The 21,103-nt window shown below is 40.4% G+C and carries 12 protein-coding genes and 1 tRNA gene; 7 read left to right on the top strand and 6 right to left on the bottom strand.

The window, feature by feature from the left end:
• The first annotated feature begins 104 nt into the window (after positions 1 to 104).
• Positions 105 to 680: a PhnA domain-containing protein gene (locus LA313_RS14375; RefSeq protein ID WP_228916201.1), complete on the top strand. Its 576-nt coding sequence runs from the start codon at positions 105 to 107 to the stop codon at positions 678 to 680.
• 125 nt (positions 681 to 805) lie between these two features.
• On the opposite strand, the gene LA313_RS16390 is transcribed toward LA313_RS14375, so the two are convergent.
• From LA313_RS16390 to LA313_RS14390, 3 genes are all read right to left on the bottom strand, one after another.
• Positions 806 to 2,332 carry a M56 family metallopeptidase gene (locus LA313_RS16390; protein WP_270049264.1) on the bottom strand — a complete coding sequence of 509 codons (1,527 nt, stop codon included), beginning with the start codon at positions 2,330 to 2,332 and terminating at the stop codon, positions 806 to 808.
• A 2-nt stretch (positions 2,333 to 2,334) separates the two neighbouring features.
• On the bottom strand, positions 2,335 to 2,700 hold the full coding sequence (locus LA313_RS14385; protein ID WP_228916203.1) for a BlaI/MecI/CopY family transcriptional regulator: 366 nt from the start codon (positions 2,698 to 2,700) through the stop codon (positions 2,335 to 2,337).
• A 293-nt stretch (positions 2,701 to 2,993) separates the two neighbouring features.
• Positions 2,994 to 4,391 carry a dipeptidase gene (locus LA313_RS14390; RefSeq protein WP_228916205.1) on the bottom strand — a complete coding sequence of 466 codons (1,398 nt, stop codon included), beginning with the start codon at positions 4,389 to 4,391 and terminating at the stop codon, positions 2,994 to 2,996.
• 218 nt (positions 4,392 to 4,609) lie between these two features.
• Here LA313_RS14390 and LA313_RS14395 point away from each other — a divergent pair.
• The 5 genes from LA313_RS14395 (at position 4,610) to LA313_RS14415 (ending at position 15,597) form a co-directional block, all read left to right on the top strand.
• A tRNA-Leu gene (locus tag LA313_RS14395) sits at positions 4,610 to 4,691 on the top strand.
• Between the two features lie 385 nt (positions 4,692 to 5,076).
• The gene (locus tag LA313_RS14400) at positions 5,077 to 6,237 is read left to right on the top strand and encodes a helix-turn-helix transcriptional regulator (protein ID WP_228916207.1); all 1,161 of its coding nucleotides are present in this window, start codon (positions 5,077 to 5,079) and stop codon (positions 6,235 to 6,237) included.
• A 236-nt stretch (positions 6,238 to 6,473) separates the two neighbouring features.
• Positions 6,474 to 7,019: a hypothetical protein gene (locus LA313_RS14405; RefSeq protein ID WP_228916209.1), complete on the top strand. Its 546-nt coding sequence runs from the start codon at positions 6,474 to 6,476 to the stop codon at positions 7,017 to 7,019.
• Between the two features lie 355 nt (positions 7,020 to 7,374).
• Complete coding sequence (locus tag LA313_RS14410; RefSeq protein ID WP_228916211.1) at positions 7,375 to 14,670, top strand: FG-GAP-like repeat-containing protein; 7,296 nt, start codon at positions 7,375 to 7,377, stop codon at positions 14,668 to 14,670.
• A 39-nt stretch (positions 14,671 to 14,709) separates the two neighbouring features.
• Positions 14,710 to 15,597, top strand: coding sequence for an outer membrane beta-barrel protein (locus LA313_RS14415; RefSeq protein ID WP_228916213.1), 888 nt, complete (start codon positions 14,710 to 14,712; stop codon positions 15,595 to 15,597).
• A 199-nt stretch (positions 15,598 to 15,796) separates the two neighbouring features.
• Here LA313_RS14415 and LA313_RS14420 read toward each other — a convergent pair whose 3' ends face one another.
• Entirely contained in the window at positions 15,797 to 17,797 is a 2,001-nt protein-coding gene (locus LA313_RS14420) for a TonB-dependent receptor plug domain-containing protein (protein WP_228916215.1), read from the bottom strand.
• A 69-nt stretch (positions 17,798 to 17,866) separates the two neighbouring features.
• Positions 17,867 to 18,709: a FixH family protein gene (locus LA313_RS14425; RefSeq protein WP_228916216.1), complete on the bottom strand. Its 843-nt coding sequence runs from the start codon at positions 18,707 to 18,709 to the stop codon at positions 17,867 to 17,869.
• A gap of 619 nt (positions 18,710 to 19,328) precedes the next feature.
• Between LA313_RS14425 and LA313_RS14430 the strand changes: the two genes are divergently transcribed.
• Complete coding sequence (locus tag LA313_RS14430) at positions 19,329 to 19,991, top strand: spermidine synthase (RefSeq protein WP_228916218.1); 663 nt, start codon at positions 19,329 to 19,331, stop codon at positions 19,989 to 19,991.
• A 458-nt stretch (positions 19,992 to 20,449) separates the two neighbouring features.
• Here the strand turns inward: LA313_RS14430 and LA313_RS14435 are convergent, their stop codons facing one another.
• The gene (locus tag LA313_RS14435; protein WP_228916220.1) at positions 20,450 to 21,091 is read right to left on the bottom strand and encodes a hypothetical protein; all 642 of its coding nucleotides are present in this window, start codon (positions 21,089 to 21,091) and stop codon (positions 20,450 to 20,452) included.
• Positions 21,092 to 21,103: the final 12 nt, after the last annotated feature.

The raw sequence follows: 21,103 nt of genomic DNA on the forward strand, positions 1-21,103 counted from the left end.
TTTTTTCCTGAATTTTTCAGCAGAACAAAAAGGAAGTTTCAATAAACCTGAAGCTGCCTTATTACGCAGGGAAAACAGTACCTTTGGCTTAAAATTTTCTTAAAATGAGCTTGGAGCAGGATTTATTTCAAAGAAGCGGATCCCAGTGTGAACTTTGCGGTTCAAAAGATGATCTACAAGTATACGCAGTTCCGGATTCTCCCGATGGTGTAGAAAATCACATCCTTATTTGCGGTATCTGCAAAGAACAGATAGAAGATCCTGAAAAAACAAACCCCAATCACTGGCGTTGCCTTAATGATAGTATGTGGAGCCCTGTGCCGGCAGTACAGGTGATGGCGTGGAGAATGCTCAACAGGTTAAAAGCCGAAGGATGGCCGCAGGACCTGCTGAACATGATGTATATTGGAGAGGATCAATTGACATGGGCCAAAGCGGGACAGGCAACCGGAGAAACATCCGGGGGAGTGGAGCACAAAGATAGCAATGGTGTTACAATTGAAGCAGGGGATACTGTTGTTTTGATAAAAGATCTTCCGGTGCGGGGTTCCAGCCTTGTAGCCAAAAGAGGAACTTCGGTGAGAAGGGTTTCTCTGGTGCACGACAATCCGGAGCAGATAGAAGGGAAAGTTGAGGGTCAACAGATCGTTATCCTTACGAAGTACGTCAAAAAGGTATAATGTAGCAATGCGGGATTCCGCAGCTCTAATTGTGAAGAAGATATAAAAACAGAGGCGCGGAATATCCGCGCCTTTACTACTAACAGGACCTCACATGTCTCCGACATCTGTGAGGTCTGTCTTTTTTATCTTTTTTTATCTGATAATCTTACTATTTTTCCTGAAGCATTTTCTTCCACCTGTACGCTCAGATTTTTACCATTACTTTCTTTTACTACCTCAAGTGCCGTTTCGCCGGTGACTTTCTTTCCGTTGAGGTAAAATTCAGCTCCCTCTTCCATCCAGGTTTTCATAGACTCTATGGGAGAAGGCGGAGGTGGCGGCGGCATAGGCACATCAATATTTTGTGGAACCGAAGGTGGGGACGGAGGAAGAGGTGTTTCGATCTCCTTTGGAGTAGGGGGAGCAGGTGGTGCCGGGGGTGGAGGTACCTGCCTTTGTCTTTCTCTTCTTTCGACCTGCATTTCACGGCGTTCAGTCTTTTCAACTTCCCGTTCTTCTCTTTGTTCTTTTCTTTCTTTGCGAATGACCTCCCTTTCCTGTCTTACTGCAGCCCGATTTTTATCACTGTCTTTATTTTCCACAACAGTTAGAATTTGTTGTGGATTTAAAGAAGGAAATTCTTCAGCTCCTTTTCTTTGGTCAGGAGTCATGATTCTATAGATATATTTCATTCTATCCCAGACCTTTTTTTGAATCAGAGCATCTTCATTATTGCTATAATGCTTTGCCCATTTATTGTATTCGGCTAACATTTTGGGGGTCGCTTTTTCCTGAAATAATTCCTCGTTCGGCTTATTATCTTCTAACACTACTGTTTCGCGGCTACTAAAGCTGTAGAGAAGCACGGCCAGAAGGGGCAGGAAAATAAATGTCCGCACCAAAATGGCTTTTTGAGAGGGTTGTTTTTTCATAACTGTAAATCGTTTTTTGATTGATTGATAATTAATTGAATTGACAAGTTCATTCTGCTCCTGCGATGAGAATGAAAGCAGGATCTGTTGATAAAGGCCGATATTTTCTGTTTTACGCAATGCTGCGCTATCGGCTAAAAATTCATGATTTAGTTTAACAGCCTTTTTTAGCAGGTATATTAAAGGGAGGAACCAAAATAGGACCTGCAGTATCTCCATAAACAGAATATCGGCGGTATGTTTTTGCCTTACGTGGGCCAGTTCGTGGTCCATAACTTCCTGTGGAATTTGTTTTTCCACAAACTTCTTCTTGTTGAGGTATATGTAGCTCCAGAAGGTATGAGGAATGACTTGCTCTTTTAAAAGTACATGAGTTGCCCCGGTAGCTTCTACTTTAGGATTATTTCTGGCCCGCTTCAATAGAGATCTCAGGTTAATTACAAACCTGCTTCCGAAAAAAAGAATTCCAAAAATGTAAATGCTGCTCACCAGGGTTTCAAAAAGGGGAAATTCATCTGCTGTTTCAGAGACTGAAATCGAATTGAAGGTGGCTGTGCCTTCAGAAGTAACTGTAATATATTCAGGAAAACTAATGACCGGAATTCCGAAAGAAATCATCGGTACGGCGAGCAGATAGAATCTTTTTAGCACATGCATATTCTCTTTCTCCAGCAGCAGCTTATAAAAGAGCAGTAAAAATGACATACAGGCGGCCGATTTCAACAGGTACATTTCCATAATTATTTATTTTCTATTTCACGGTCTATAAGACTTCGCAATTCCTCCAGTTCCTCCTTACTCAGGTTTGTTTCCCTGGTAAAGAAAGAGGCGAATTGCGAAGCAGAATCGTTGAAAAAATTCTTGATCATGCCATTTACTTGCTTTGAGAAGTAATCTTTCTTTTTCACAAGCGGAAAATATTCCCGTGACCTGCCGTATTGTTTGTAATCGACAAAGTTTTTATCCTGCATCCGCTTCAGCAGTGTTGCAACAGTGGTTTGGGCAGGTTTTGGATCGGGATATGCGTCGATGAGATCTTTCATAAATGCTTTATCCTTCTTCCAGAGGATCTGCATGAGTTGTTCTTCGGCCTTTGATAACTGCATTTGTTCTACAACTTTAGATGGATATCTACAAATGTAGAATAAATATTTAATTCTACAAACATAGAAGGTGAAATTTTCGAAGAATGATCTGCGATATTTTCCTGGTCTAATGTTTATCAGGCTGTAACACAAAGCCCTGAAGGCTTAAATAAGATCTTGCAGGTGAGGAATGAAAAAAAATAGAAACCCTGTCAGCGGCTTTATGCCCTGACAGGGTTATTTTAATCAATAAAAAAACCTAACAGGTCTCCCAGACCTGTTAGGTTTGAATTTAGTTTTTATAAAACTGATTACTATTTTTCAGCTTGTTTTAGCTTTGTAAAATGCTTGTAGAAAAGTGGAATGGTCTCAATTCCCCTTAAATAATTCCATATTCCGAAGTGCTCATTTGGAGAGTGAATGGCATCTGTATCCAGTCCGAAGCCCATTAGAATGGTCTTGCTCTTTAATTCCTTTTCAAAAAGGGCAACTATGGGAATGCTTCCGCCACTGTGCTGCGGAATTGGATCTTTCCCAAAGGCTTCAGCATAAGCGTCATTTGCAGCCTGATATTCCAGGGTGTCAATAGGAGTTACATAAGCCTGACCGCCATGGTGTGTATTCACCTCGACTTTTACACTTTTTGGAGCGATATTTTCAAAATGTGCTTTAAACAGAGCGCTGATCTCTTTCCAGTCCTGATCTGAAACCAGTCTCATGGAAATTTTTGCATAAGCTTTTGAAGGTAACACTGTTTTGGCTCCTTCGCCGGTATAGCCGCCCCAGATCCCGTTTACATCAAGAGTTGGACGAATAGAAGCACGTTCCAGAGTGGAGTAGCCGGCCTCGCCATGAACATCATCAATATTCAGTTTTTCTTTATATTCCTTAAGGTCAAAAGGTGCTTCGGCCATTTTGTTGCGCTCCTCTTCACTATACTCCCGTACTTTATCATAAAACCCGGGAATGGTGATGCGGTTGTTCTCATCCTGCAGGGAGGCGATCATCTTCGCAAGCACGTTTATAGGATTGGCAACGGCTCCTCCGTAAAGTCCGCTATGAAGATCCCGGTTAGGTCCGGTAACTGCCACTTCCATATAACTTAATCCTCGTAATCCTGTAGTAATAGAAGGAGTGTCTTTGGCGATCATCCCGGTATCGCTAATGAGAATTACATCATTCTGCAGCTTTTTCCTGTTCTTTTCTATGAACCAGCCCAGGTTTTCACTGCCCACTTCTTCTTCCCCTTCGATCATGAACTTCACGTTGCACGGAAGCTTATCGTTTTTTGTCATATACTCCAGGGCTTTGACGTGCATGTACATCTGGCCTTTGTCGTCACAGGCTCCCCGGGCAAATATGGCACCTTCGGGATGAATTTTAGTTTCCTTTATTACCGGCTCAAAAGGCGGACTCTCCCAGAGCTCCACTGGATCTGGGGGTTGCACATCGTAATGCCCATAGACCAGGACAGTAGGAAGGTTTTTGTCGATGATCTTTTCCCCATAAACTACAGGGTGACCGGGAGTTTCATGAAGCTCTGCCACATCGCAACCGGCATCGAGTAAGCTTTGCTTAACAGCTTCGGCAGTATTTAAAAGGTCCTTTTTATACTTGGAATCGGCACTTATAGAAGGTATTTTCAGTAATTGTATCAACTCATCAATAAAGCGCTCTTTATTGTTTTCAACGTATTCTTTTATTTCTTGCATGTTGTGTCTTTTGGTTAAAAGTAAAGGTAAAAAATAGATTTCAGATATGGAGGGTGAGACCGGAGAGAAGCTCTCAATCCTCTAATCTCGGAGCTCACATCTGAAACGAATTTTTTTTGCTGTTGACAGAAAAAAAATTCGTTTTCCTATTTGCAGATTCAAACTTATACTTATATTTGCATCCGCTTACAACAAGCAAACATATTGAAATTACCAACGCGGGCGTGGTGGAATTGGTAGACACGCTAGACTTAGGATCTAGTGCCTCACGGTGTGAAGGTTCGAGTCCTTTCGCCCGCACAGAAAGCCTCTCAGAAATGAGAGGCTTTTTTATTTCCGATAAATTGTAAAAAAGTGGGTCCAAAGGACGGGAAGGTTGTCCTGCGAACAGTGGGGAACTTTGCAATTCCAATTTCCAAATATTCTGCAGTAAATTATATTTTCATTGACCTGACCAGGGAAATTTCGAAACCCCGTGAGGGTGACTCTATGTGTTTAGGGATGAAATACTGAACTAAAATTTTCATTTGAAAATATTAGATGATAAATGTGAATTGTCTTGTAAGAAAACTATCCCTTCTTTATTTTTGGCAACTTATCTCGGGAGAGACTTATTCTAAAATGTTAATTTTCGAGAGGATTCATAAGAATGACATAACCCTTCTAATGCTGAAAAAGAAATAATTTGATCCTTATCCTACTGATAGCCGCCATCTTTGGCCTGGTCTTATCTACTACATTATTTTTTAAAAGGTCAACTAATACTGTTGCAACTAAAATTTTAGGAAGTTTTTATTTCCTTTTATCTATATATGCATTACAGGCTTTTATTATTGACGGGGGTTATTTAGAACACTTTACCTGGTTTTTCCTTTGGCCATTGCTCCCTTATCACCTGATTTTTATTCCAATCTATTATTATTTTAAAGTCATACTTACAGATCAGCTGAAATGGCATAATGCTGAAATCATTCTTTTCATTCCTTTCTTTTTAGGTTTGATAGACATTATTTACGTCTATCTCCAGCCGGAAGCTTTCTATAATAATATTATTTCCCAAACGATTTCCAATCCCGAGAAAAGATTGAATGTTCATTACTGGCTTTTAGATCTTGATCAACACCTGCTTATACGACATGTTTGGCAATTAGGTATTTTAGTAGTACTACTACCTCAAGTCTGGAGCTTTATCAAAAAAGGGAAGAATGATGAACTAAAATCTATACTTAATAAATGGCTCATCACTTTCTGGAGCATATTAACAGTTATGGCAATCTTGGCTATACTTTATGCTTTTGAAAAAATGTTCCAGGAGAACTTGTTTCACTCTTTGTTGGTCATAGGCAAAGGTGGAGGTATTATTACTTTCTTTCTCTATATCGCGTTATTCCTTATTGGAATCATCCCTATTTATTTTCCCAGTATTTTATATGGATATCCGCAGCAGGTAAAACCTTCTTCAAACCCCGTTGCAAAAGAACAAACTGATGACCTGAAGTTTGGACTGGACGAGCAGGAGGTAAAATTAAAACTTGAAGGTCTTAAAAAAAGTAAATCTTACCTAAATCAAAGTTTCACTCTCACTGAATGTGCTCAGGAACTTGGAATGCCCTCACATCATATTTCCTATTTCCTTAAAAGCTATTATGGGCTGAGTTTTTCTTCCTTTAAGAATAACTTGCGAATGGATCATGCAAAAAAATTAATAGAAGATGGCTACCTCCAAAATAATACTATTGAAGCTTTGGCCGGGGAATGTGGATTCGCCAGCAGGACCTCTTTTAGTAAAGCCTTTAAAAATGCATCAGATGTAAGTCCCAGTCAATACGCTCTGGAAACAAGATAGGCACTGTTACTCCCTAAAAACCTATTCTTAATCCCTTTCTTCTTCAAATTTGGGCTGTTGAGTTCGTATCCAAATACAATTTGGACACCATAAGGCCTTCGTTCTATCCTGATTTTTATTCGTTTTAACCTTCTTTTGTAGCCTGTGAAGAATTATTCATAAAATACAGGCAAAGTTTTAAAATCGTGGGATAAAAGCTCAATTATAAAAATGTGGCAGGGATGAATATTAGTGACATGAAAATAGAGAAGTGGGGAGAAATTCCTGCCCAATTGGAAAAAGGCCATCACGAGATTATCAGGAAATCCTGGAACATTTATGATAAAAGATGGATTGGGCTGCTGGTGTTAGGTGCTGCAGTAATAATACTGGGGATCTTCTTTTTTTACATTTCCACCTATATAAATAGTAAAGCTTTTAGAGGGTTGGGGATCATGGCGGGCGCCTTGGTGCTGAATATTTGTATGGAGTTTGCGATGATCAAAAAGAGAAGGTTTCCAATAAATGAAGCTCTAACGAATTACAGGCAGCAGTTGATTAGTTATTATGAGACGAGGAAATATCTGCATTTCATTATGGCTCCTTTGTTGTTGATTTCCTATATCTACGGATTCTCTATGCTGCTCTCTATTTTCGAACAGGAGCTATTGGGGGAGTCCCATTCCTACATCATTTATTTATCGTGGGTTGTTTTCTTTGGATTGGTCGTTTTAATTGACATACAATTAAGAAAAGAGCTTGAGATCCTGAAACTGTTAATTGGAGATAATAGTCTTTCTTAGGTCTTCCTGATAGATTTCCGGAAAGAATGTACTGCTGAAGATTTTTATGAGTGGGAGCCTGAAAGATTCATAGCTCTCAGAACCCCCAAAATGGAATGCATCTGAATTTCCAGTTCAAACCTGTTGAACATTGCGCCATCAAATCATACTTATTCACTTCCTTCCTTAAATTCAAACTGTTAAGTGCGTGTCCAAATCGCATATGGATACGATTATACCTGTATTTCATCCTGTTTTTTATTCCTTTTAACGTTTTTTTGCAGGAAAATTACATTCCCTTTAACAGGTTTTTCTCTCGACGAGAAAGAGGGAATAATATGAATTTATCGCTCTTAATCTACCAACCTATTTTTACATGAAACAAAACTACGTTACAAAGATTCTAATTTTATTCAGTTTATGCCTGGGAAGTAAAATGGCCTTTGCGCAGACTTTTGAACAGATACTGCCTCCCCCACCTGCCCCACAGATCCTTCCTACCTTTGAAGGAGTGCAGAACAGTTCCATTGCTTTTGCCGATGTAGATCGAGATGGCGACCAGGATGTTTTGATAACCGGCGGTTCTGGTGATATGAACGGGGGTACGATGGATGGCGAAGGAGCTAAAGCTATTCTCTATCTCAATGACGGCACCGGAAATTACATTGAGGACACAGGAACTCCATTTGAGGGAGTACAAAATGGTTCCATAGCTTTTGCCGATGTAGATGGAGATGGAGACCAGGATGTGTTGATCACAGGTGGTACTGGTGGTGGAATGGATTCGACAATGGGTGGAGGTGAGCCTATTGCAAAGCTCTATGTCAATGATGGATTTGGCAAATTCACCGAACTTTTAGACACCCCTTTCGAACCAGTGCAAAATAGTTCCATTGCCTTTGCCGATGTTGATGGGGATAATGACCAGGATGTGTTGATAACAGGATTTTCAGGTGATCCCTGGAACGGGGTTGCCATTTCTAACCTCTATCTGAATGATGGTTTTGGTAACTATATTAAAGACAACAGTAATTTCTTTGATGGAGTGCAGTATGGCTCCATAGCTTTTGCCGATGTAGATAGAGATGGCGACCAGGATGTGCTTATTACCGGAATAGCCGGTAGTGAGTGGCAGGGAGTTCCCGGCTCCAAGCTTTATATTAACGACGGTTTCGGAAATTTTTTGGAAAATATAAATACTCCTTTCCCGGGTGTAGGAAATAGTTCTATTGCTTTTGCCGATATAGATGGAGATAATGATCAGGATGTATTGATCACAGGCAGGGATAATAATTACAATTCTATCGCCAAATTTTATAAAAATGACGGTGCGGGTAATTATTCAGAATCCACAGAAACTTTTTTCGAAGGAGTGCAAAATGGTTCCGTGGCTTTTGCTGATATAGATGGAGATGGCGATCAGGACGTTTTCATCACAGGTAGGGATCATTCTTATAATAGTATCGCTAAACTTTATAAAAATGATGGTTCTGGAAATTACTTGGAAGAAGTAAATAATTCCTTCGCAGGAGTGCAAAATGGTTCCATTGCTTTTGCCGATATAGATGGAGATAATGATCAGGATTTATTTATTACGGGTGGGGGTGACTCCCATAACTCTATGGCCAACCTATACGTTAATGATGGTACCGGTAATTGTGTAGAACCCACAGGAACGTTTTTCACAGGAGTGCAGAATAGTTCTATAGCTTTTGCCGATATTGATGGAGATGGTGACCGGGATGTTTTGATCACAGGCCAGGACAAAAACTATAATAGTTTTGCTAAAATTTACGAAAATGACGGCTCGGGGAATTATTCCGAAATTACAGGAACGCCTTTCCCAGGAGTGTCTGATGGTTCCATAGCTCTCGCCGACATAGATGACGATGGTGACCAGGATGTGTTGATCACAGGCCGGGATAAAAATTATAATCGCATTGCAAAACTTTATAAAAATGACGGCTCCGGCCATTATTCCGAAGTCACGGGAACAACTTTCACAGGAGTGGAGGATAGTTCCATAGCTTTTGCTGATGTAGATAAAGATGGTGATCAGGATGTAATGATCGTTGGTAGGTGGGGTAACTCGTCCTCCAATGTCAGCGCTAAAATTTATAAAAATGACGGTTCCGGCAATTATTCAGAAGTTACAGGGACATCCTTTACAGGAGTGCAGCAAAGTTCCATAGCTTTTGCAGATGTAGATAAAGATGGTGACCAGGATGTGTTGATCACCGGCTATAGTTACACCTACAGAATACCCATTGCCAATCTTTATAAAAATGATGGTGCCGGTAACTATTTGGAAGTAGCAGACACTCCTTTCTTAGGAGTATATGATGGTTCTATTGCTTTTTCTGATGTAGATGGAGATAATGACCAGGATCTTTTAATCACCGGCTATAGTAACACTTCCCATAGACCTACCGCCAAACTCTATAAAAATGATGGTGCCGGCAATTACATAGAATCCACAGAAGCACCTTTTGAGGGAGTGCAAAATAGTTCGGTGGCTTTTGCTGATGTAGATGGAGATAGAGATCAGGATGTATTGATTGCAGGCTATAGTTACAACTCCAATGAAGCTATCGCCAAACTTTATAAGAATGATGGTGTCGGTAATTACGCTGAAGTTTTAGGCCTCCCTTTCTCGGGAGTGCAATATGGTTCCCTCGCTTTTGCCGATATTGATGGAGATAATGACCAGGATGTGCTTATTACAGGTAACACTAGCGAAGGTCCCGTATCAATGCTGTACAGAAATACAAGTATTACAACCATACCCCCTGTGGTAGATGAAACTGGACCGGTTGCGCAGACTTTTTCTCCAGCTCATCAAGCTACAGGTGTGCCACTGCAACCTACTTTATCGGTCACTTTTGACGAAGCGGTAGAGCTGAATTCAAGTGGCACCTTTACCCTGAAAGATGCTACTGGAGTGGAACAAACCTATGATCTTTCGGTTCAGGATGACCGGGAAAAATTTCTCTTTTCTGAAGATAAGTTGACCTTATCACTTAATATTGATGAGAACCTTCCTGCAAATACCACTCTTTCTGTGGGAATCAGTAACAGTTTTGTAAAAGATGAATCTGGTAACGGTAATGAGGCATTAGATGCAAGTAGCAATTCATGGACGTTCACTACAACTAAGCTGGATCAAACCATTACTTTCCCAGAAATTTCTGCAAAAACCTACGGAGATGATGAATTTATCCTTGGAGATGAAAAAACTAATAAGGATCTGGTTGTTACTTATACTGCTCAGGATCCTGATATAGTATCAATTTCGGGTAACACGGCTACAATTTTAAGAGCCGGAACTACAAAAATTACGGCAACACAGGCAGGAGATGACACTCATTTTGCAGCTACACCGGTAATACAAACTTTAACAGTAAATAAAGCAGCGATCACTGTTGTGGTAGATGCGAAATCCAAAGTATATGGAGAAGAAGATCCCGAGCTTACTTACGAGATTACTTCGGGTGCTTTAGTAGGAGAAGATTCTTTTTCAGGAGCACTGACTCGATTTACAGGTGAGGATGCAGGTGCCTACCTTATTGAACAGGGAACTCTTGCCTTAAACAGCAACTATAATCTTACTTATAACAGTGCAGATCTTACTATCAACAAAGCGGAAGGCATAATCACTGCGGAAGCTATTCAGACTTCTACTTACGATGGTTCTGTAAAGAACGTTGAAGCTACGCTGAATCATTCAGAAACTGGATTGATGTACGCTCCGGCGCAAGGCTACACCGATGCAGGAACTTATAAAGTGACTGTGGCTTCAGCAGAAACTGACAATTATTTGTCCGCTTCAAAAGAAGTGTCGTTGGTCATTGAAAATGCAGAAATCACAGGATTGGCTTTTGCTGGCGACACTTTCATTTACGACGGAACTCCGCACAGCATTTTTATAACAGGACTTTCTGAGGGAGCGACAGTAACGTATGCCGATAATGGGCAAATTAGCGCAGGGACTTATACAGTGACCGCAACCGTAAGCCAGGAAAACTACAATGATAAAATCCTGACTGCTGATCTTGTGATCAAAAAAGCCGAAGCAATAATCACTGCAGATGCCACCCAGACATTCACTTATGATGGAACTGTTAAGAATGTTGATGCAAGTCTGAACCATGAGGAAACTACGTTGAAGTATGCTCCTGCACAAGGATTTACCAATGCAGGAACTCATCCAGTAACAATTTCTTCGGAAGCAACCGACAACTACTTATCAGCTTCAAAAGAATTTTCTCTGGTCATCGAAAATGCAGAAATCACAGGAGTAACCTTTGAAGGTGATACTTTCACTTATGATGGAACTGCACACAGCATTGCCGTTACCGGACTTCCGGAAGGCGCCACCGTAAAATATGTCGATAATGGGCAAATTAATGCAGGGACTTATACAGTAACCGCCACGGTAAGCCAGGAAAACTATAATGATAAAGTACTGACTGCTGATCTTGTGATTAAAAAGGCTGAAGCCATAATTACTGCTGAAGCTCTTCAGATTTTTACTTATGATGGTACTGTGAAGCATGTTGTAGCTAGCCTGAACCATTCAGAAATAGCATTGACTTACGCTCCTCAACAAAGTTATACCCCTGCAGGAACATATGAAGTAACGATTTCTTCCGAAGAAACTGACAATTATTTGTCCGCTTCAAAAGAAGTGTCGTTGGTCATTGAAAATGCAGAAATCACAGGAGTGGCTTTTGAAGGAGCTACTTTCACTTATGATGGCACTTCGCACAGCATCTCCGTTACCGGCCTTTCTGAAGGAGCTACAGTAAAGTATACCGATAATGGGCAAACCAATGCAGGAACTTATACCGTGACTGCAACCGTAAGCCAGGATAACTATAATGATCAGGTGCTGACTGCAGATCTTATTATTGAGAAAGCAGAAACCATCATCATTGCGGAAGCTATTCAGAATGCTACTTATGATGGAACTTTAAAGAACGTTGAAGCTGCTCTGAATCATTCAGAAACTGAATTGACGTACGCTCCGGCGCAAGGTTATACTAATGCAGGAACTTATAAGGTGACTGTGGCCTCCGAGGAAACTGATAACTATCTGTCGGCTTCCAAAGAGGTGTCTTTAGTGATCGAAAATGCAGAAATCACAGGAGTGGCTTTTGAAGGTGATACCTTCATATATGATGGAACTCAGCACAGTATTTTTGTAACGGGTCTTCCGGAAGGAGCGACCGTAGAGTATGCCAATAACGGACAAATTAATGCAGGTGCTTATGCAGTGACTGCAACTATCAGCCAGGAAAACTATAATGATCAAGTTCTGACTGCCAATCTTGTTATCGAGAAAGCTGAAGCCGTAATCACTGCAGACCCTGTTCAGACTTTTACTTACGATGGTACTGTGAAGAATGTGGCGGCGAGCCTGAATCATGAAGAAACTACATTGACGTTTGCTCCACAACAAGGCTATACCAATGCAGGTAATTATTCTGTTACTGTTGCTTCATCCGAAACCGGCAATTATTTGTCAGCTTCAAAAGAAGTGTCTCTGGTTATTGAAAATGCAGAAATCACAGGAGTGGCTTTTGCTGGCGACACTTTCATTTACGACGGAAATGCGCACAGCATTTTTGTAACAGGACTTGCGGAAGGAGCGACCGTAAAGTATGCTGATAATGGCCAAATTAATGCAGAGATCTATACCGTGACTGCAACCGTAAGTCAGGACAATTTCAATGATAAAGTGCTGACTGCAGATCTCATCATCAACAAAGCGGAAGGCATAATCACTGCGGAAGCTGTTCAGACTTCTACTTACGATGGTTCTGTAAAGAACGTTGAAGCTACTCTGAATCATTCAGAAACTGAATTGACGTACGCTCCGGCGCAAGGTTATACTAATGCAGGAACTTATGCTGTGACTGTGGCTTCCGAAGAAACTGACAATTATTTGTCCGCTTCCAAAGAGGTGTCTTTAGTGATCGAAAATGCTGAAATTACCGGAGTTGATTTTGAAGAAGATACTTATTCTTTCACCTATGACGGAAGCGAGCACAGTATTTTTGTAACCGGATTGCCTGAAGGTGCGACAGTAACCTATGAGAACAATGGGCAAACCAATGCCGGAACTTATAAAGTGACTGCAACCGTAAGTCAGGAAAACTATAATGATAAAGTCCTGACTGCTGATCTTGTCATCAACAAAGCAGAAGCCCTAATCACTGCGGAAGCTATTCAGACTACTACTTACGATGGTTCTGTAAAGAACGTTGAAGCTACTCTGAATCATTCAGAAACTGAATTGATGTACGCTCCGGCACAAGGCTACACCGATGCAGGAACTTATAAGGTGACTGTGGCTTCCGAAGAAACTGATAACTACTTATCGGCTTTCAAAGAGGTGTCTTTAGTGATCGAAAATGCGGAAATTACTGGAGTTGCTTTTGAAGAAGATACTTATACTTTCACCTATGACGGAACTGAACACAGTATTTTTGTAACCAGTCTGCCTGAAGGTGCGACAGTAACCTATGAGAACAATGGGAAAACCAATGCAGGAACTTATACAGTAACTGCGACCGTTAGCCGGGAGAACTATGATGACAAGGTACTCACAGCAATTCTTGTGATCGATAAGGCTGCGCAAAACATCACTTTTGATGCGCCTGAGGATAGGATCCTTGAGACAGATGAGAATTTCCTGCTCGATGCTGCTACAACTTCAGGCTTAGCTGTGACCTATTCATATTCTTATGAAGATGCAGAACCCGCAGCTACAGTTAGTACGTCTGGATTTGTAAACCTGCTTGCAGCAGGGGAAATTAGTATTACAGCTAAACAGCAAGGAAACCAGAATTATGAAGCTGCAGCTCCTGTGACCAGGACCCTGAACATAAAAAGTAGTAAGGCAAGGTTGAACGAGGTGGTTATCAACGGTACCTCCTACTCAAATCCATCTGAAGAGATTTACTACCTTATTGGTTGTGGTAGTGATGAGAATGAGGTGCAAATACAATTGGAGCCAAACAGAGGTTCTTCTGTAGACCATGCAGAAATGTTCACAATCGCAGCACCTGCTCCCGGAATTTATCGCGAAACCATAACCGTAACTTCAGGAGACCAGACCACTAAGAAAGTGTACCATATCACAGTTGAGAAAACTTTCAATTTTGATGACATCGTGGTCCAGAAATTTAATAATGTGTTGCTGGTAAACAATAACCCCCAAACTAATGGAGGCTATAAATTCACTAGCTATAAGTGGTACAAAAACGGCTCGGTAATTGGCACCGGACAATATTTCTCTGAAGGTGATCATGCCAGCGATCAACTGGATACCGAAAGCAGTTACTACATTGAAGTGGTTACTGAAGACGGAGAAGTACTGAAAACCTGTTCTACAGTTATTCAGCTTCAAGAGTCTTCTACTGTAAAATTGGCTCGTAACCCTATAAGATTAGGAGAGCGATTAGAACTTCTTGCTGATTTCCCTCAGGAAGAACTGGAAACAATGCAGCTTTCTATTCATGATCTAAATGGTATACTAATTAAAACGATCAGGTCAAACAGCAAAACCACTAGAATTGAATTGCCATTCAACATTCAGTCGGGAGTATATATTCTCAATTGCAGAACAAAAACGCACAGTAAATCTTTAAAGTTTATTGTTCACTAATGAATGATGGCATAAAATTAAATTATCAAACAAAGAATAATGAAAATTAATAATAATAGTTCCAGGCCTCCATATAACTGGCAAATTTTACTAGTCTTACTAATTTGCGGTGCGATAAGCAGTTCTTATGGACAATCCAAAAATGAAGTTTCTGTATACCTAACGGGAGCCTTTTCCAAGCTCGATTATGAAGTCCTGCAGGAGAAAAGCGATATGGAAAACGGCTTTAGTATTGGAGCGGGATATTCCTATTATCTTTCCCACAACTGGAGTATAGGTACAGGTGCCGAAATGCAGTACACAGAGGGTTCAGCTTATCTTTCCTTTTTTGGAGATGCGTATCAAACAGCCGACATGGAGGGAGAAGAGTTTGAATTTAGATACAACCTGGAAAATTTGCGGGAAAAACAGTCTGCCTATTTCTTAAATATACCTTTAAAAATTCAGTATGAAACCGGGGGCATTATCCGATTTTATGCCGCTGCTGGCGCAAAAGTTGGTTTTGTAGTGGAGTCCGAATATGATCTGGAGGCTTCTTCTTTGACAACCAGTGGATATTACGAGCAGTATGATGTAGAGCTTAGCGATCCAAAGTTTGCCGGCTTTGGAGATTACGGTAATATCAAGACCTCTAAATCTAAACTTGGGCTTCAAACGAACTTTGTGCTCAACCTGGAAACAGGCGTTAAGTTTAAGCTGAAAAATGAGCAGGCATTTTACATGGGCTTGTTTGCAGACTATGGTTTGAAAAATATACAACCGGAAGAAAGTCAGCAAAACTTAATCAACTATAACAATGAAGACCCAGGAAACTTCATTAGGAATAGTCTGCTCACTTCGGCAAGTAATTCTAACGATACATCCTATGTGGATGAAGTAAAAACCCTTGCGTTAGGTCTCAAAATTCAGTACGCTTTCCAGTTCTAGAGTAAGTGAAATAGGTAACTTTGAAACAGCCCCTTCACAAAATGAAGGGGCTGTTTTATTCAATCTACAGACTTTTTTTAAGAAAATTAAAAGTTTTCTTCTTCAGGAATTATGTAGTAGAAAACCGGGTTACTTGTTAGTGTCCCGACGCAGCAGTAGGAGAAGGAGCATCCCGGGAGTGCTTTTCGCCGGGCTTATGTTAAAAAACTACATAATTAAGGTTTACAAAAAGGTTGCGTCCCCTTCTTGGGATGTTGTTCCAGTCCGAAAAAGTTGAATAATAGGTATCAAATAAATTTTCCGCACCTACCTTAATGGTCATTTTTTGCTGATTAAGATAAAGGATTTGAGAAGCCGATAAATTAACCATGGCATAAGCGGGAGTTTCGTTTTCGCCAAATTCCCGACTAAATTCCGATTGTTTTAAAGCCCCTTCAACCGAAGCTTCGGCAGAGAAGAAGCCTTTCTGAAATTGCAAAGCCGAATAATAGGTAAAAGGCTGTACCAAAGGAAGGTTTTCTTTATTGTAATCCTTACCATAATTGTAAATAACCTTTCCATTAAAATTCCAGTTCTGGTCTATCAAAAAATCCAGGGATAAATCGGTATTAAAAAGACTGGCATATTCCAATTGTTCATATACCTTGACCCCATTTGCTCCTATTGTCATTGGACTTAAGGTGGGATCGGGTTTCCCAAGGATGTAGTTGCTAATATGAAAATAAGAACCCGATGCTATTATGCTCCATCGTTCTTTATTGATACCTGCAGAAGTATTAAGTTCTACAGATCTTTCATTGAGTAAATCGGGTTTCCCTATGTAATCAAAACCATCAAAACTATTAAAAAGATAAAAACCATAACCTTCAGAAACCGAAGGTGCACGTTCTCCATAACCTAATCCCATTGCATAAACAAAATCCTTATGGTGCAACTGTAGCTTTGAAGACAACCCCGTAAGAATTCGCTGTTTTTCTTCAGCCATTTCAGGATAAAAGATCCTTAGGCTTTGAAGCCCGGATTTACTTTCTACCGAATTGGTGTGGGAGCCAAGACTTCCTGAAAGGTTTAGATGAAGGTAGTCGGTTAGCCTTATCCGATCTTCCAGGAATATTCCGGTGTAGAATGTGCGAACATCTGGCCAGGTATACATGAACATCTCCTTTTCATTAGGATCGTTAGGGTACATGGTCATCTCTGCCAGGGATTTATTGTAAAAGCTGCTGAGGTTCACTTTTATCTCATGCCGTTGAAGGGAAGTACTTATTTTCGAATAAAAGCCATAGGTGTCACTCCAGCCGGGCATATCCATACGAATAGGAACATCAGGTCTTTTTGAATCATCCATTATATGTTCAATGCTGTTGAAATAGATCTTTGTTTCCCAGTGATCTATGTAGTTTATTGGTTTATGGTGCTCATACTTTAAGGAGGTGATCACTGCCTCTGCCGAGGATACATCCATAGGAAGGGCAGGATAACCCACATCTGTAGCTTTATCAAAAATGAGCGATCCCTGCAGAGTTTGATGTTCTGAAAGCCGGACCCCCGAGACGGCAGAAAAATTATATTTTGTGAACTGGGAGTACTGTACTTCTTGATTTCCGCCTGCGTAATAATTTTCGGCGTCCCGGTACATAAAGTCGGTATTCAAGAAGAAAGAGTCTTCTGCATAATCCAATTTGGCTCCTGCTATTTTTTGTTCCCCATTGGACTCCAGCCCCGAGCTTAAACCTATATTCCAGCCCGATTCTGTAAATCCTGTTTTATGGAGCTCCATGTTAACGGCTCCGCCTATTGTAGCACCATATTCGGCGCCTTCCTGTCCGCTTGAGATCGAAGCTTCAGATAAGTTGGAGATCTCAACATATGAAGTTACAGGATCCATTTTATCTGTACATGCACTAAAGATCCTCATCCCGTCAATGGTTATCACCGTACGTTCTGTAGCCATTCCGTTAATCATAGGTTCCCAGGCGTAAGCTCCTCTCTTGATCATGGAGATTTTTGACGATCTTTCTAGGTATTCATCTACAGTTGCCAGAGACTTTACTGCTTTTTGTGAGACTGCTCTTTTATCTCCTATTACAATGATCTCCTTCATTGGAATATAATTCGTGGTATCAATTTCTTTTTGCTGAGCAATAAGTTCATTTCCGAGGAAAGGGCACAGTAAAAGAATAAATGCTAATTTTTTCATTGAGTTGTAGTATTAAAAAGCTGCCTAAGCACAGATGTTCTCCAGGTTCTCAGGCAGCTTTTGAATGTTTTAAAATTCCAGTTCAAAGAAGATACTGCTGGCTTCATTCGTGCCCTCTACCTTTTCACCTTTCATTACTTCTCCTTCCGGATTTTCCACCTGCAGGTTGATCTTCCAGTAGCCCGACATGGTGAGGTTAAGTTTTCCCTCATACAATTCACCTGCCCCACTTTGTGTTAGAGGTACATTATTTGGGGAGCTGTGGTTGTCCATTCCGGGCATTCTTGGATCAATTAAGATTCTGTAGTTATTAACAACAGGAAAGCTTTGCATATTTTCCATTCGAAAAAGAGCAGCGCTAATATCATTGGTGGCGATCTTCGGGGTAGTGGGTTCGACCAGGGCCAAAATATACTTGACATCATCGGTGCCCAGGAATACTGCTACTCTTCTTTTTTCGGAAGCAGGAACACTTATTTTATCTCCCATACTGTAATCATTTCCGTCAAGGGAGTAATTGAGAGTAAGGCGCCAGAATTCTATTTCATTCTCCGGCATCTGGAAGACGATATATCCTTCAAAAAGGGTGTTTGTGCCGGGGATTTTTAAGACTTCAGATTTTGGTGCAGAATGTTGCTTTGTTTCCATATGCATCATCGGGTTCCACTCGATATCGGCATCCTGAACAAATTCCTTAGTGCTTTTATCCATAAGACGTAACACCATTTTATTGTATCCTGTTTGTAAACCGCCACTTTCAGAATATAATTCTGCCTCGTGGGTCTCATTTTCTATGGTCTGTATTTTTATAAGACCTTCAGTTTCATTTACCGGTTTTAGATCTTCAGAATCTGTTGAACAAGAGGTGACTGCAGCCACTAAAAGGAGGCTGATATATTTAAATAATTTCATTTTTTGTTATTTAGAATTAAGGCAATACTTCTCTGCATTCAGTATTAAAACTGAATGGAATCCTTGAGAATGTTTTTTTTTGAAATTAGGAAATCCTCATTGGAGGATGGGCGATTTGCCTTGTGAAAAGAAAAGAATAATCATTTAAATACCGATAGGTTGGAAAGTGGTTTGTCTTACCAGAAAAACTCTCTACCGGCATGGAGAAATCTACGTAAAAGGTAATTTCCTTTTGAAAAAAATTGAGGGTTAGATCATTTTTTTCCTGATTTATGTCTTTACTTGCTTTGGTAATGGCGCATTTACCATTACACTCCATTTCAGGCTTATCCTGATTTTCACAAAACAGTTCTGTAAAACTTTTGTTGTTGAAAGTGTAAAAACTAACCAGGTAGGTAAACCTTAAATTGTAGAATAAGGTTGCGATTAAGAAGGTAAAGAGCAGACCATATTTTAGTACGGTATTCAATGCCTGATTTGTTTTTGCAAAGATACTTAGTTTTTTATGCCTAATTGTATGATCCAGATCATTTTAATGCCTCCTCTAAGTCTTTAATTATTTCTGAATTTACCATACCTAATCTGCTTCCTTTTTCTAAAATTGTATTTTTGCATTGCTATGAAAAAATCACTCAGTTACCTGTGGCCACTTACTAAAAAATTAGAATCAAAATACAGCGGAAGCCTTGAAGTTACGTGGGTCAACGGCCGCAAGGTACTGGACAGCTCCAATGCAAATTACTCCTTTGGTGCCCTGCAGGAAGTGCTCGACCTTGGAATCGCAGAAGTGCGTGCAGATCGCGGTGCACCTGTTCTCCTCCTGGGCCTCGGCGGGGGAAGTGCTATTCATTTGCTTCGGAAGAAATACCATTACTACGGAAAGATCACAGCTGTAGAGATCGATCCTGCTGTCATTGATGTGGCATACAGGGAGTTTGAACTGGGGGAGCATGAACCTCTGGAGATCATTTGTATCGATGCGCTCGAGTTCGTAAAGAACTCATCTGAAGAATTTGGGCTTATAATTATTGATCTTTTCCTGGACCTGGACGTGCCGGTCCAGTTCTTTACTGTTGATTTTTGGGAGGATATTTCAGCTCTGCTGTCTGCTGAAGGTAAGTTGCTTTTCAATGCCGGCATCAATTCAGCAAACGAAGAGGAAATAGATTTCCTACTTAAATATGAGCGTCTGGGAATAAAATTCCGGAAGAAAGAAGATGTCTATGGCAGCAATACCCTTCTCTTGGGTGAAAAAGCTGAAATTGGGGAATTGTATAGCTGAAATTTCTTTATTCGGGCATTTGGGGTGTGATCTTAAAATTAATTCTTTGTATAACAACCGGGATATTTTGGGAAAAATATCTACCTGAAATGGATGAGATATAACAGAAACCTGATATATCTCATAGCCTAAGAACTATATTTTTGATACATTTCTCACTTCCATCTTAGAACACTTTTATATTTATGTCATGGAATATAAGATCTATATAGCGGGAGGAATTTTGACCATTCTAGTTGTCGCCCTTTACTGGATCTTTATCAACAGGAACAGTAAATAAAAATCTTCCTTTTATTAATCAGGTTGGCATTCGCCTGCTTTTATTGGTTGCGGGTTTGGATTTTGAGTTTAACAAAATCAAAGTTCCGGAGGAGGGGCAAAAATGTTATTTTTGAATCACTTCCTTAAACAGAAGCAGACTTTCGGTAGTAAATGCTGTTGTTAGCAGAGAAAGAGCTTTAGTTATTAGCACTTAGGGCTGGTACAAATCTGTCTCTTAAGAGACCAAAAATATGCCCTATTCCTATCCCCACGTAAACCTTGTCTTTATTGAGTTGAACCATTGGGGAAACAGACAAACCGTAAAATCTGGTGAGCGGAAATTCAATTTTAGGATTTATAATTAAGCTTATCGTGTGATATTTGTCATAGTCCCAGGTATAGTTCTCCTTTAGCAGGTGGCTGCCGGTTCTTTGCCAGTTTCCCGGTTCCTTGATTGTGGTGTAGCCGAGTCCTAAAGATAGATTGGCTCGAATCGTTCCCTTATTATTCAGTTTATAGATTCTGCCTGCAGCCAGTTGTAAATTCCCCAATTGGTCAGCGGGACTGCCCAGTCCCAGGAGCATAGTTTTAAAAAATCCAGCAGAATAATCATATGGTTGGGTCTCAGCTTTTCTAACGTTCCAGCTATATCCTAATCTAAGGGAGTATTTTTCCAGATAGGCATAATTCACATTGAAATCCAGGCCAAGGTAGTTTCCAGCGTTAATGTCATTACCAATATATATGGCATGATTTGATTCAGATTGTGGATGTGCCGTATTGCACCAGGTGATCAAAATTAAAAGAACAAGTACCTTCCTCAAGTAATTTTTCATCATTTGCTAAATTTC

Source organism: Salinimicrobium sediminilitoris (assembly GCF_020866905.1).
Lineage (GTDB): Bacteria > Bacteroidota > Bacteroidia > Flavobacteriales > Flavobacteriaceae > Salinimicrobium > Salinimicrobium sediminilitoris.

Bases quoted from the DNA above. Each gene is read 5' to 3' on its own strand.
- LA313_RS14375 (WP_228916201.1), top strand. From the start codon at position 105: ATGAGCTTGGAGCAGGATTTATTTCAAAGAAGCGGATCCCAGTGTGAA.
- LA313_RS16390 (WP_270049264.1), bottom strand. From the start codon at position 2,332: ATGGAAATGTACCTGTTGAAATCGGCCGCCTGTATGTCATTTTTACTG.
- LA313_RS14385 (WP_228916203.1), bottom strand. From the start codon at position 2,700: ATGCAGTTATCAAAGGCCGAAGAACAACTCATGCAGATCCTCTGGAAG.
- LA313_RS14390 (WP_228916205.1), bottom strand. From the start codon at position 4,391: ATGCAAGAAATAAAAGAATACGTTGAAAACAATAAAGAGCGCTTTATT.
- LA313_RS14405 (WP_228916209.1), top strand. From the start codon at position 6,474: ATGAAAATAGAGAAGTGGGGAGAAATTCCTGCCCAATTGGAAAAAGGC.
- LA313_RS14410 (WP_228916211.1), top strand. From the start codon at position 7,375: ATGAAACAAAACTACGTTACAAAGATTCTAATTTTATTCAGTTTATGC.
- LA313_RS14415 (WP_228916213.1), top strand. From the start codon at position 14,710: ATGAAAATTAATAATAATAGTTCCAGGCCTCCATATAACTGGCAAATT.
- LA313_RS14420 (WP_228916215.1), bottom strand. From the start codon at position 17,797: ATGAAAAAATTAGCATTTATTCTTTTACTGTGCCCTTTCCTCGGAAAT.
- LA313_RS14425 (WP_228916216.1), bottom strand. From the start codon at position 18,709: ATGAAATTATTTAAATATATCAGCCTCCTTTTAGTGGCTGCAGTCACC.
- LA313_RS14430 (WP_228916218.1), top strand. From the start codon at position 19,329: ATGAAAAAATCACTCAGTTACCTGTGGCCACTTACTAAAAAATTAGAA.
- LA313_RS14435 (WP_228916220.1), bottom strand. From the start codon at position 21,091: ATGATGAAAAATTACTTGAGGAAGGTACTTGTTCTTTTAATTTTGATC.